Annotated in this window: 10 protein-coding genes; 7 read left to right on the top strand and 3 right to left on the bottom strand. The window is 67.8% G+C overall.

From position 1 onward, the window contains the following. Nucleotides 1-72 precede the first annotated feature (72 nt). Nucleotides 73-2,673 (top strand): AMP-binding protein, encoded by a 2,601-nt coding sequence (locus tag LDO13_RS09605; RefSeq protein ID WP_224046545.1) that lies wholly within the window; start codon nucleotides 73-75, stop codon nucleotides 2,671-2,673. A gap of 28 nt (nucleotides 2,674-2,701) precedes the next feature. Here LDO13_RS09605 and LDO13_RS09600 read toward each other — a convergent pair whose 3' ends face one another. Continuing rightward, nucleotides 2,702-3,559 (bottom strand): hypothetical protein, encoded by an 858-nt coding sequence (locus tag LDO13_RS09600; RefSeq protein ID WP_224046544.1) that lies wholly within the window; start codon nucleotides 3,557-3,559, stop codon nucleotides 2,702-2,704. Between the two features lie 1,013 nt (nucleotides 3,560-4,572). Between LDO13_RS09600 and LDO13_RS09595 the strand changes: the two genes are divergently transcribed. The 3 genes from LDO13_RS09595 to LDO13_RS09585 are packed head-to-tail and all read left to right on the top strand — an operon-like array spanning nucleotide 4,573 to nucleotide 7,627. Then, the gene (locus LDO13_RS09595; RefSeq protein ID WP_224046543.1) at nucleotides 4,573-5,796 is read left to right on the top strand and encodes a type III polyketide synthase; all 1,224 of its coding nucleotides are present in this window, start codon (nucleotides 4,573-4,575) and stop codon (nucleotides 5,794-5,796) included. Nucleotides 5,797-5,844: 48 nt separating this feature from the next. Next, nucleotides 5,845-6,501, top strand: a complete 657-nt coding sequence (locus tag LDO13_RS09590; RefSeq protein ID WP_263422162.1) for a class I SAM-dependent methyltransferase — start codon at nucleotides 5,845-5,847, stop codon at nucleotides 6,499-6,501. Then, on the top strand, nucleotides 6,494-7,627 hold the full coding sequence (locus tag LDO13_RS09585; RefSeq protein WP_224046541.1) for an NAD(P)/FAD-dependent oxidoreductase: 1,134 nt from the start codon (nucleotides 6,494-6,496) through the stop codon (nucleotides 7,625-7,627). Before LDO13_RS09590 ends, LDO13_RS09585 begins: the two co-directional genes overlap by 8 nt. A gap of 38 nt (nucleotides 7,628-7,665) precedes the next feature. Here the strand turns inward: LDO13_RS09585 and LDO13_RS09580 are convergent, their stop codons facing one another. Continuing rightward, nucleotides 7,666-8,070, bottom strand: a complete 405-nt coding sequence (locus LDO13_RS09580; protein WP_224046540.1) for a nuclear transport factor 2 family protein — start codon at nucleotides 8,068-8,070, stop codon at nucleotides 7,666-7,668. 71 nt (nucleotides 8,071-8,141) lie between these two features. On the opposite strand from LDO13_RS09580, the gene LDO13_RS09575 reads away from it, so the two are divergent. Together LDO13_RS09575 and LDO13_RS09570 are read left to right on the top strand one after the other, a co-directional pair. Further along, nucleotides 8,142-9,128, top strand: coding sequence for a hypothetical protein (locus LDO13_RS09575; protein ID WP_224046539.1), 987 nt, complete (start codon nucleotides 8,142-8,144; stop codon nucleotides 9,126-9,128). A 9-nt stretch (nucleotides 9,129-9,137) separates the two neighbouring features. After that, complete coding sequence (locus LDO13_RS09570) at nucleotides 9,138-9,800, top strand: peptide deformylase (RefSeq protein WP_224046538.1); 663 nt, start codon at nucleotides 9,138-9,140, stop codon at nucleotides 9,798-9,800. 27 nt (nucleotides 9,801-9,827) lie between these two features. Here the strand turns inward: LDO13_RS09570 and LDO13_RS09565 are convergent, their stop codons facing one another. Beyond that, nucleotides 9,828-11,909 carry a S9 family peptidase gene (locus LDO13_RS09565; RefSeq protein ID WP_224046537.1) on the bottom strand — a complete coding sequence of 694 codons (2,082 nt, stop codon included), beginning with the start codon at nucleotides 11,907-11,909 and terminating at the stop codon, nucleotides 9,828-9,830. A gap of 141 nt (nucleotides 11,910-12,050) precedes the next feature. Between LDO13_RS09565 and LDO13_RS09560 the strand changes: the two genes are divergently transcribed. Next, a complete protein-coding gene (locus tag LDO13_RS09560) occupies nucleotides 12,051-12,923 on the top strand; it encodes a methyltransferase domain-containing protein (RefSeq protein WP_224046536.1) in 873 nt (290 codons plus the stop codon).

The following is a 12,923-nucleotide window of genomic DNA, read 5'->3' as shown; positions in this document are numbered from 1 at the left end:
TCCGGCCGGCTTGGCCACCAGCCCGGCATTGTCCATTTGAGTTAGGTAAGGTTTACCTTCTAAAGTGCATCGGTGACTATTGAGCCTGTTTTGGCGGGTGTCTCGTTTGCCGCCGACCTGGCCGCATTCGGAGACCGGACCGCTGTACACGTTGAGGGCGAATCCGTAAGCTACGGCGAACTCGCCGACCGGGTGGACGCCGCAGCCCGGTCGTTGGGGACGGTGCGCCGTCTGGTGGCCCTCGAAGCGGACAATTCCCTGCCCTCCCTTGTGGTGTATCTGGCGGCGCTGTCATCCGGACACCCCCTGCTCATTCTGCCGACCGGTGGCGGACGGGCTGCTGAATCTCTTGTTTCTGCCTACGACCCGGACGTTCTGGCCCGCGTTCAAGACGGCGAAGCCGTATTTGACGTGCGACGGGAAGGGACCCGCCACGCCCTGCACCCGGAACTGGCGCTCCTGGTGAGCACCTCCGGTTCGACTGGCTCGCCGAAGCTTGTCCGGCTCTCCGCCGAGTCCGTCCAGGCCAACGCAGCCGCGATCGCCGAGTACTTGCAGCTGCGTCCCGATGACCGGGCAGCCACCACCCTTCCGTTGTCCTACTGCTATGGCATGTCAGTCGTGAACAGCCACTTGTGCGTGGGTGCCTCGGTGGTGCTCACCGACCTTTCAGTAGTCGACCCCTGCTTCTGGGAGCTGGTCCGCAACGAGCGGGTGACCTCCTTCGCCGCGGTGCCCTACACGTTCGACCTGCTGGAGCGGGTGGGCTTCGCGGACAAGGAACTGCCAAGCCTCCGCTACATCACCCAGGCGGGTGGTCGCCTGGACCCGGACCGGGTCCGTGACTACGCACAGCTGGGCCGTCGCCGGGGCTGGGACCTGTTCGTCATGTACGGGCAAACGGAAGCCACGGCCAGGATGGCCTACCTGCCTCCCGACGTCGCGGCAGAACACCCGCAAGCCGTCGGCATCCCGATTCCGGGCGGCAGCTTCCGCCTCGCCGCCGTCTCCGGGCTGGATGACCGCGAACTGGTCTACACCGGCCCCAACGTCATGCTCGGCTACGCCGAAAAGCCGGAGGACTTGGAGCTGGGACGCACGGTCACGGACCTTCACACCGGCGATTTGGCCCGCCGGACCGCCGAGGGCCTCTACGAGATAGTCGGCCGCCGCAGCCGATTCGTGAAGATCGTCGGGCTTCGGGTGGACCTTGGCCAGGTTGAGCGGATCCTCGCCGGCATGGGCATTTCCGCCGCGGCCACGGGCACGGATGGCCAGGTGATCGCTGCCGTCGAGTCCGGGCACGACCTTTCCCTCATCGCGAAGTCGGTCGCCCAGGACATAGGCGTGCCGCGCGCAGCCATCCACTTTCACTCCGTGGCGGCTGTCCCGCGATTGAGCAGCGGGAAGCCCGACTATCCCGCGATTCTGGCCCTGCACACGGAGGAACAAGGAAGCGCAAAGCGCACGGAAGGCGGTCCGGAGGCGGCGTCGAACGATGTATTGGGCATCTTCGCGGACGTTCTCGAACGGGACGACGTCCGTGGGACGGACACGTTCGTTTCACTGGGCGGCGATTCGCTGTCCTATGTTGCCGCATCAGTCCGGCTTGAGCGTGCGCTCGGAAGCCTTCCCCTCGATTGGCATCTGATGCCGCTGGGGGAGCTTGCGCAGGCCCCCGGAGTGGATGGAAGTCCTGGTGTAGCGAGTCCTGTGGGGGCGGCGCTCCACAAATGGCGGCGGCGGCTGCTCGCACCCATGGAGACCGGAATAGTGCTCCGCGCCCTGGGCATCATCCTCATCATCTCCACCCATATCCGGTGGTTCTCGTGGGAGGGCATGGCGCACGTGCTGGTGGCCGTCGCCGGATTCAACTTTGCCCGGTTCCAGCTGAGCGGCCCGCCCCGCGTGCGGTTGCGGCGGCAGTTGCGCTCAGTCGCCCGGATCGTGGTGCCAAGCGTCGCGGTGATCGGCTTCGCTTTTGCCGTGACAGACACGTACAGCTGGGCAAATGTGTTCCTGCTCAACTCCCTCCTGGGCCCGGAAGGTTGGACGGACTTCTCACGTTTTTGGTTCGTGGAGGCGCTGGTGCACATCTTGCTCGGCGTGGCTGTCCTCCTGGCGATACCCGCCGTCGGGCGGGCGGAACGCCGGTGGCCATGGGCGGTCCCGTTGGCGCTCCTTGGCGCCGACCTGTTACTGCGTTTCCGCCTCATTGACCTCCCGTACCCGGGTCAGGGTCCGGTGCTGTGGCTGTTTGCGCTTGGCTGGGCGGCGTCCGCGTCCCGAACGCTGCCGAAACGGACCATTGTGACCGTCCTTGCCGTGCTGACCATCCCCGGGGCATTCGACGACGAATTACGGAACGCCACGCTCCTCGCCGGGTTCCTCATCCTGCTCTGGCTCCCGACAGTGCCCGTGCCCCGGGCTCTCCACGGGATCACCGGCCTCCTGGCCAGCGCCTCGCTCTACGCCTATGTGACGCACTGGCTCGTGTATCCGCTGTTCGACCAGGACAGCAAGGGACTGGCGGTCGTGGCCTCCCTCGCGGTCGGCATCGCATACTGGGCGGTGGCTACCCGGCTCATGGGCGCCGCAGAGCGCTGCTTTCGGGAACGGCTGGCCGCCCGCCGCCGCAGGGAAGAGGCCTGCGGGGCCGTGGGTTTCCGGTGATCTCGAAACGCGCGGGGTCCTGACCAGCTCACCGGGCCGCGATCGAGGTCACCGCGCCGACAAACATCGGCAACGCGGCCAGCGACACCAGGAGAAGGATGCCGCGCCCTGCCCGGAGGACGGCCCGCGGCTGCCGCCAACTGCCCTCCGGGCGGGGCGAAAAGATTTTCGCCTTGGCCATCACGAGCAACGCGCCGATTCCGAGCACGAGCCCGGCGGGCGGGAACAGGACCGCCGCCAGCAGCGGCAGATAGGACTTCCAGGTCTTTCGTGCCAGGGGCTGGAGACGGTCACTGACCGCGCCGGCCACTGCAGCGACGAGCGCACCGTGGAGCGTGGCGAGGGCTGCGAACAGGACGACCGCCAGCCACCCAGGCTCGACAATCTCGAAGTCAATATTGTCCGGCCGCAACGGATCCACGGACGCGCCGAAGGCGAGGAGAAGCAGCAGACCCAGCGCCGGTCCTCCCAGCCGGCCGGCGGGCAGCCACCGGCGTATCAGCATGTAGATGAATGCGGCCGCGAAGCCCGCCGGGAGGCCGGCGAATATCAACAACGCCAGCGTGCCCTCGACCGAGGGTATTCCAATGACTGCCTGAGCCTCGGTCAGCCTTCCCTGCGCCGACAGCGGTGATGTGAGGGCCAGGATACGCATCGCCAGCCTTCCGCCGGGCCACGCAACCAGGAACGCGGATGCGACAGCGGCGACGGTCGCCACGTTTGCTCCCCACAGGTAACGAAGGAACACGGACGCCAGGGTCTCCGGTCCGGAGGCAGGCCGGACAAGCGCGGCCGGCGTTCGCACGGGACGGCCGCCAAAGGCAATGACCAGCCCCACGCCGGTGACCAGCAGCAGCGTGCAGGAAACCACAATCATCAGCGTCACGCCACCACCACCCCGAACTGGTGCACTCATTGTGGCCTGTGGGACTGGCGTCCGCCAGACCAGCGGCACGTCAGCTGCGGACATGACCGTCCAGAGAGGGGGCAACCCGGTGCGCCAGGGTATGCGTGCAGCGTCGGGGGAGGAGAGCGTTGGGGTCAGACGAACAGGATCAAGGGAAACGCGGGGGATACCCACCTGATTCCCAGTGAAAGAGGCGGTTACCTTCCGGAGGAAATCGCACCGCTTTTCCCCCGGTCCATGCCCATCCGGGGAGGCATGCAGGACAACTTTCGGGGGCTGACGCGGACGCCGGGGGAGTGTCTGCGTGGTGGTCTGGAAGTTCTACTGGTAACCAGTATTGGTCGATTCGGAACTATTTGGCGCCAGTCGGAGGAAATCGCTCCGGATGCTTAGGGTCCCGTCCCTTTTCGCCCCAGTACTCATCCCGCTGCCACAGCGAGAATCTGGATATTTGGACGGCCATTACGACGACGGCGACGCCGAAGAGGATCGTCCGAGTCCAGAGCCATGGCTCCGAATCAATACCAACGAGGCTTAGGACGGTGGAAATCAGCATGATGACAATGACTGGAAGGGACCAGCGGAGGATGCGTTGAAGCCTCCGCTGCATTTCATTCTAGGTGGCCACCGCTGCCTCCGTTGGTCGGGTTGCCGCCCGGGGCCGTCTTCGCTCCAGATTGAAGATCTTTGGAGTGGTCATCGATCCATTCCGATGGTGTCAGTCATTATCCGCGTCACCTTGTTTCTTGGATAGCGGGACCGATCACGCCTCAGGTGCAGGGTCGCATTCGCCGGGAGAACGGGGGATGCCCAACGGATTCCCCGTCGACAGAATCCTGACTACTTTACATAATGTTGATTATCGGCGTTCTGGAACGAGCTGCCGAGAGGGCCTGAGCGTGCGTCTGTCACGCGATGCCGGATGTCAGGCATTCCGCTTATGCTGCCGCCGAATCCATTGTCATCTGCGCCGACCTCACTGAGAATGAACCATGACGGTCTACCTGAGATCCCTGGAAACTGCTGTCCCGCCAACTGTCCTGGTCCAAACCGAAGCCCGGGACGTTTTTGCTGCCCAGCCGGGCCTCACCAGGCTTGGCACCCGATTGGTCGGCACTTGCTTTGACTCTGCGGGCATTGACACCCGCTACACGGCCGTTGCGGAACTGACCAAGGATCACCGGGCCGAGAATCCGCGTTTTTTCGACTCCGGCACAGGTCTGCTGCTAAGCCCCAGCACCAAAGTCCGCAACGACATCTTCGCCACTGAGGCCACCAAGCTCTTTATTGAGGCAGCCCAGAAAGCCCTCGACGCCTGCCCTGGCATCACTTTACTTGACATAACTCACCTCGTGACAGTCTCCTGTACCGGGTTTTTCAACCCCGGGCCGGACTACAAAATCGTCCGCGCCCTCGGCCTGAATCCCGCAGTGCAGCGCTACCACCTCGGCTTCATGGGCTGCTACGCGGCCTTCCCTGCACTGCGCGCGGCCAAATCGTTCTGCGAGGCGGACCCGGACGCCGTCGTGCTGGTCGTCTGCGCCGAACTCTGCTCCCTGCACGTGCGGACCTCGAACGATCCGGACACCATCATGGGGTCGGCACTGTTTGCCGACGGCGCGGCCGCCGCCATCGTGACCGCCCGCGAGCACCCGGACCAACCGGCGCTGCTGCAGCTTGACCACTTCGAGACGGTCCTGACGCCGGTCGGCGAGGAATCCATGGCGTGGAACATCGGCGACGAAGGCTTCGAGATGGTCCTGGGCAACTACGTCCCGCACATCATCGACGACCACATCATCGGAGCCCTGGAACCGCTCCTCTCCCGCGAAAGCACCCTGCTGGGACTCCCCTACCGCGATATCCGGCACTGGGCCATCCACCCCGGCGGCCGCAGCATCCTGGACAAGGTCCAGTCCAGGCTGGACCTGAGCGACGAGCAGCTGGTCCCGGCCCGGGAAACCCTGCGCAACTACGGGAACATGAGCAGCGCCACCGTGCTGTTCGTGCTCCGGCACATCCTTGACCTGCCGCCGGCCGGCGCGGCCGACGGCGACGGGGAACGGATCTGTTCCATGGCGTTCGGGCCCGGGCTGACCGTGGAAACTGCGCTCTTCACCAAGCTCGGCAGCCCGGCCCGGAACGATGAAGCCCGGGCGAACGAGGACGCGGACGCCACGTCCGCCTCCACCCAGCCGGAATCGGCCCTGGCCTGAGAACCGGTGGACCTGCTGCGGGTACGTGCCGCCGACGCCGTCGAGGAAATGGATCTGCCCGGCTGCGACCCGGACAAGCTGGACCGTACCTACGCCCAGTTTGCCCTGGTCAACCGTGCCGTTTCCGGATGGCGCGGCATCTACCGCAGCCAGCTCCGGCCCCGCCTCCGCCGGGGCAACCCGGCCACCCTGCTGGACATCGGCTGCGGGGGCGGCGACGTGCCTGTGATGCTCTCGCGGTGGGCGGCCCTGGACGGGCTCCAACTGGAGATCACTGCCATCGATCCGGATCCGCGGGCGAGCCGCTTCGCCGCCGAACGGCACCCTTCCGCGCGCGTGAGGTTCCGGCAGGCCACAGCGGTTGACCTCCTCGCCGAGGGGCTGAGCTTCGACCTGGTCGTGTCCAACCACGTGCTGCACCACCTGTCGGAAAGTGAACTGCCGGAATTCCTGGCCGAGTCGGCGGGGCTCTGCCATGGCAGGGTCATCCACAACGACCTCCGGCGCAGCCCGGCCGCCTACGCGCTCTTCTTCGCCGGCGCCCTGCCCTTCACCGGCTCCTACATCAGGCAGGACGGCCTCACTTCCATCCGCCGCAGTTACACCGCCGCAGAGCTCCTGGCCGCCGCTCCCCCGGGCTGGACCGTGCGCCGCCGCGCGCCGTTCCGCAACCTGCTGATCCTCGACAGGACCGCCCATGGATGATGTCCTCGTGATCGGCGGCGGACCCGTGGGCCTGTTCATGGCCGCCCTGCTGCTTCAACAGGGCGTGAGTGTCCGGGTCCTGGAACAGCGCACCGGCGCCGAGCCGCATTCCAGGGCCATTGGCATCCATCCCCCGTCCCTGGACGCGCTCCAGGAAATCGGCGTGGCACCGGACCTCGTGGCGGAAGGGGTTCCAATCCGGCGCGGACTCGCCGTGGGCGGCGGCAGGACACTTGCCGAGATGTCCTTCGCCGGCGTCTCCGACAGCTACCCCTTTGTCCTGTCCCTGCCGCAGGCCCGGACCGCAGCCATCCTGGAACAACGCGTGCGGCATCTCGACCCGGCCGCGCTTCACCGCGGTGTCCGGGTCACCCGGGTGCACGACGACGGCGGAAAGGTCACCGCGGACGCCACGGCGGGAGGTTCAGCGGTCCGCTACACGGCTGCCATCGTCATCGCAGCGGACGGTGTCCGGTCAACTGTCCGGGCACAGTTCGGCACTCCCGTCCGGGCGAAGGATTACCCGGACAGCTACCAGATGGGCGACTTCGCCGACTCCACCGGATTCGGCCCGGTCGCGGCGCTGTTCCTGGAATCCGCGGGGATTGTGGAATCCTTTCCGCTGCCAGGGAATCTGCGCCGCTGGGTGGTCCGCCTCGCGGAGCCAGGGAGCGGCGGAGACGCCCGCTGGCTGGTTGACAGGATCCGCCAACGAACCGGCGTCGAGGTCGACCCGGAGAGCAACAGCGTGCTCAGCCGTTTCGGAGTACGCACACGCCTGGTGCGCCGCATGGTGGCCGGCCGCACGGTCCTGATCGGCGACGCCGCCCACGAGATCAGCCCCATCGGAGGCCAGGGCATGAACCTGGGCTGGCTCGACGCCGTCGCGCTGGCCCCGGTGGTGCTCGCGTCGTTGCACGGCAAACACGTAGGGGCGGAACTCCGGGGCTTCGAGGCCCGCCGTAAGGCTGCCGCCGCCCGGGCGGCCCGCCAGTCCGAAATCAACATGGCGCTGGGGCGGCCCCTGCCCGCCGGACCCTGGTCAGTGCGGAACCGGGCGATCGGGGCGGCCGGCGCCGTACCCGCGGTCAACGGATTCGTGGCCCGCCGGTTCACGATGCAGTGAAATGTCAATCGAGCAGGCAACTGACCGGGCACGCCGGCTCAGGCAGGGGTGAAATAGCAGTCGTAGCTGTCCTGGCTTACGATCCGGCCGTCCCGGACCTCAAAGACGGATGCAATCCTGGCGCGGATCACCTCTCCGGCGTCCCAGTGCGGCAAGTCCATCAGCAGGGTGGCTGTCCACACGGCTTCCACCACCAACCGGTTGCCCTCACACGTCGTGCGCCGCACCTCGAAACGCTGTCCGGAGACGACGTCGTGGGCTGCAGCCGCACCCGCCAAGGCCTCTTCGCGGTTCCGGACTGCCCCGGCCGGCGCGAGCAGGTGGGGTGCCTCGGTCATAACGTAGTCCTCGGCCAGGAACGGTGCAATGTCAGCGGCCCCGCTGCCGGCTTCAAGAGCGCGCAACAGTCCAAGGACGCAGTCCAAAGGGGTGGGTGACGTCATCGAACGAGACTAACCGAAAACGCCCGCCCAAAGGCGCCCTCGTGGACCCGCGCCGGGAATACACTGACGCCATGGGCCGATTTCCCCTGCCGCGCCAATCCCCACCGCCGCACCCACATCCGGCCAGCGGAACCCCGAGATTCGCGCTGTTCAGGGGCGCCGCCGCCGGTGCAGCCCTCGCCATGACGGTCTCCTGCAGCGCGGGCACGTCCGTTCCCGGCAGCTCTTCCGCACCGCCCGCAGCAACTGCGCCGGCCGCCGCATCCGCCCCGGTCACCGCCGAGATCAACCAGCTCCGGGACGACTACAGCCGCCAGATCATTGCCATCCAGCTGACGAACACCACCGCAGGCCCCGTGACCGTTCTCGGCGCCGGACTCACCAGCCCCCTCTACTCCGCCACCATCGAGTGGCCGGCCACTCCCGGCGGGATCGAACTGCCGCCGGGCCAGACGAAGATCCTGCCGGCACAACTGAGCGCCCCCGAATGCGGCATCAGGACCGCCGGGCCGGGCGAGGGAACGCTGGTGAAACTTCAGCTTGCCGGCGCCACAGGACAAGGGCCTGCCACGACGGTGCCCGCCGCCGACCCTTATGGGGTGCTCAGCCGGAACAACGCGGAAATGTGCCTCGCCCAGGCGGCCGCCGCCGTCGCCGGAATCCGGCTGGAACCGGAACTCGAAGTGTCCGCCGATGCCCAGAGCGCCGTGCTGAGACTGGCCATCACGCCGCGGAACACCCCGGGGGCCGTGAACCCCGGATCCACGGGAACCCTGACGATCAACCGGATCGAAGGGACCACCTTGCTCGACGAAGACCCCTCCGCCCCCTGGCCCCGCTCAGTCTCGGTCCAGTCCGGCGGTGCCAGCCAACAGTTCCGGCTGGGAATCCGGCCCGCGCGCTGCGATCCGCACGCCATCGCCGATGACAAAGTGGGAACGCTGCTGCCCCTCAGGGTGTCGGCGGCCGGGCGGGACGGCGTCCTGAAGATCGACGCAGGCCCGCTGCTTCGCGGACGCATATACGAATTTGTTACGGCTGCTTGCGCACGCAAGTAGTCTGTTGGCATGTCTCCTGACGCCAAGCCGACTGACTTCAGCGCCGCCCGCATCCAAGAAACCGTCCAGCAAGTGCTCACCGCAGGGGTGCTTCCCACGATTGTCCAGGCGGGGCATCCGGTGCTCAGGCAGCTCGCCGCGCCCTTTGCCGGCCAGCTGAGCGGCGCCGAACTTGGCCAGCTGATCGACCTCATGCGCAGCGTCATGCACAAGGCACCCGGCGTCGGCCTGGCGGCCCCCCAGCTTGGCATTCCGCTCCAGATCGCGGTGCTCGAGGACCAATTCGACGTCGACCCCGAGGTCGCCGCCGTCCGCGGACGGGAGGCGCTGCCCTTCTTCGCCATGCTCAACCCGACCTACCAGCCGCTGGGCGGTTCCACCGTGGCGTTCTACGAAGGATGCCTCTCCCTGAACGGACTGCAGGCGGCGGTATCCCGGCCAGAAAAGGTGCTGCTCGACTTCACCGCCCCGGACGGGAGCACCCAGCAACGGGAATTCAGCGGCTGGCAGGCGCGGATCGTCCAGCACGAAGCAGACCACGTCCACGGCATCCTGTACCTGGATCGTGCCGAGCTGCGCTCTATCAGCAGCAACGCCGAGTACTCCGCGCGCTGGGCGCAACCGGACATCAGCCTCGCCCGGAAGGAACTGGGGTTCCTGCCCGGCGACTGACCGGCCGCGGCGGTGTACGAGGCCCTACTAACGGACCGCCGGGGCCGGGTTTTCCGTCGTCGGAAGGTAGCGCGACCACCACCGCAGGATCTCATCGAAGCGCTGCTTGCGGTGGTGCGGCGTCCCGGAGCGCGAGAGTTCGTGGTTCTCCCCCGGAAAGACCAGGAACGCGGCCTCCACGCCCAGCTGTTTAAGGGCGGTGAAGTACCGCTGGCCCTGCTCCACCGGGCACCGGAGATCCTCCTCGCTGTGGATGACCAGGGCCGGTGTGCGCACCTGCTCCACCCGGGCCATCGGGCTTTGTGCGGCCATCTGATTGGCGGAACGGCCGGTGTACTCCCCGCCGAAGAACCAGCCAATGTCGGAGGAGCCGATGAAACTCACAGGATCCAAGTAGCCCCGTTCCACGATGGCGGCCTTGAAGCGGTGGTCGTGGCTGATGGTCCAGGCGGTGAGATAGCCGCCGTAGGAGCCTCCCATGATGCCGAGCGCCCCGGCGTCGAGCTCCTCGAACTTGCCGAGTGCCCCCTCGAGGAACGCCAGGACGTCCTGCATGTCCAAGGTGCCCATCTTTTCCTTGATGGCCCGCCCGTGCGCCTGGCCGTAGCCGGCGGAACCGCGGGGGTTGCACATCAGGACGGCGTAGCCTGCCGCGGCGTAGACCTGGGCCTCGTCGAAGAGGGCCCCGGTGTACTGGGCAAACGGGCCGCCGTGGATGTTCAGCAGGACCGGGTGGGGTCCCTGTCCCGCCGGCCTCACCAGCCAGCCATGGACGGGGTAGCCGTCGGCGGAAGGGAACGTGAGCTCGAGGGGCTCGATGATTCCGGCGTCGGAGCGCAGCTGTGCCGAGAAATCCGTCAGGACGCGGAGCTGCCCGCCGTCGAGCACCGCCACGTCCCCGGCGGTCGCCGCGTCGGCGAAACTGACCACGAGCGAACCTCCGCGGGCGGCCGCGCCGGTGACTGCCCGGCCGCCGTGGACCAGCACCTGGTGGCTCCCGGTGGCCTGGAACTCGTGCAGCTCGACGGTTCCGCCGGCGTTGTTCAGCAGCAGTGCGGAGTCGGGCCCGCGCAGTTCGATCCTGCCGTTGCAGCCGAGGTCCATGGTCTCGACGTTGCTGAGCAAGGTGGCGTCCCCGCCCCCTGACGGCACGGCGTAGAGCGCGGTGTTGCGGGCCACGAAGTCCTGGCCCGAATCACCGATGTCCTGGGCGAGGAAGAACAGCCATTGCCCGTCCTCGGACTGGCGGACGGCGTGGACGCTCTGCCGGCCCGTGTTGGCCGGTGCGACGGGCTCCGGTTCCCCTCCCCCGGCGCCGTCGCCGTCGCCAAGTGTGATGCGGTAGATGCCGCTGGCGAGGTCGGAGTCGCTGCCTTCATGCAGGGCGGCCGTGAAGAACACGGCGCGCCCGTCGGTGCTGAAGGCCGCGCCGTTGTGGTCGGCGGCCGCGGAGGTCAGCTGCTGCGCGGCCGGCAACAGGCCGGCGGACGCAGCGGAGCTGCCACGGTCAGCGGTGTCCCCGGCCGCAGCCGCGGTGCTGGCTTTCAAGGCCCGCCCCTTGGGCGCCACCTTGGGCTCGGCCCCGAGCTCCGGAACGATAACGAGGAAGAGCTGCACCGGCTTGTCTGCCGTGTATCCGACGCCGTTCATCCGGTACTGGTAGTCGGTGATCAGCCGGGCGTCCTCGCCGCCGGCGGAAACCCCTTCCGTGCTTCCATACCGGCCGTCCTCAGGGGTCCGGGCGCTGTAGACAATGCGGCGGGAATCGGGCGACCACGCGAACCCGGAGACACCCAGCGGTGCATCGGTGACGGCCTGCGGCTCTCCGCCTTCAGCCTCCACGATGTGGAGCTGGGGTTTGCCGCCGGCAGCGGCGCGAAGGAACGCCAGCACATGGCCGTCCGGCGAAAAATCCGGCGCCGTGTCACGGAATCCGCGGGTCAGGCGGCGCGGGGGCTGGCCGGAGCCGAGCGGCACCGCCCACAGCTGGCCGACGTACGCATCGGCGTCGAAGTCGGGCCGCAGAACGGACACCACGGCGCGTGCGCCGTCCGGATGCACGGCAGGGGCGGAGACGGAATTCAGCAGCGGCAGATGTTCGGATTTCACGAGTGCGAGCCTAGCCCCAGTTTCCCCGGCTGTGAAATAGCTCACGGGGCAGCCCTCGAACCGGGGCCTGGAATCCGCAACGGCGCGGTGGCGGGCTGCCGCGGGTCGGGCCCCGGGCCGCACCGCCCTAGGATGGAGAGTATGCCCGCCTCCGCCACCCCCCTGCTGTGCCCGGTCTGCCGGGACCGCCTGGAATTGGGCGGCGCCGCGGGCCGGGCCCTGGTGTGCCCGGCCGGGCACAGTTTCGACGCGGCGAAACAGGGATACTTCAATTTCCTCGTCGGCAAGGGCACGGTTTTCGAGGCGGACACGGCTGACATGGTGGCGGCCCGCTTCGACTTCCTCTCTGCCGGCCACTACCGGCCCCTTGCCGACGCCGTGGCTGAACTGGCCGCTGCGGCACTCGCCGGCGTTGTCGCGACACGGCCGGGGACAGTGCTGGACGCCGGGACCGGGACCGGGCACTACCTCCGGGCACTGCTGGACCGGCTGGCGCTGAACGTGGCGTCCGTCGAAGCGATCGGCCTGGATATTTCGAAGTTCGCCCTCCGCCGGGCCGCCAGGCTAAACCCGGAAGCCATGAACATCGTCAGCGATGTATGGCAGCCACTGCCCGTCGGTGACGACGCCGTCGACGTTGTCACCGTGGTGTTCGCGCCGCGCAACGCGGCGGAGTTCGCACGGGTGCTGCGCGCAGGCGGCCGGCTCATCGTGGTGACCCCCCGGGCCGGCCACCTGGAGGAAGTGGCCGCCCTGGCCGGACTGCTCGGCATCGACCCGGCGAAGGACGAACGGCTCGCGGCTTCGCTCGAAGGACACTTCGCGCCGCTCTCCGCCGACCGGCTGGACATCCCCCTCTCGCTGTCCCCGGACGACGTCGCCCGGCTGGCTCTCATGGGCCCGGCCGGACACCATCTGGACCGCGGAACCCTGGCGACCCGCACGGCCGGACTTCCGCCGCGGACAGCCGTGTCGGCCCGGTTCCGGATCAGCGTTTTCGAGCCGCGGCGCTAG

Source organism: Arthrobacter sp. NicSoilB4 (assembly GCF_019977335.1).
Taxonomy (GTDB): Bacteria; Actinomycetota; Actinomycetes; order Actinomycetales; family Micrococcaceae; genus Arthrobacter.
Note: the sequence above shows the minus strand (reverse complement) of the source record. Positions and strands in the feature narration are given on the sequence as shown.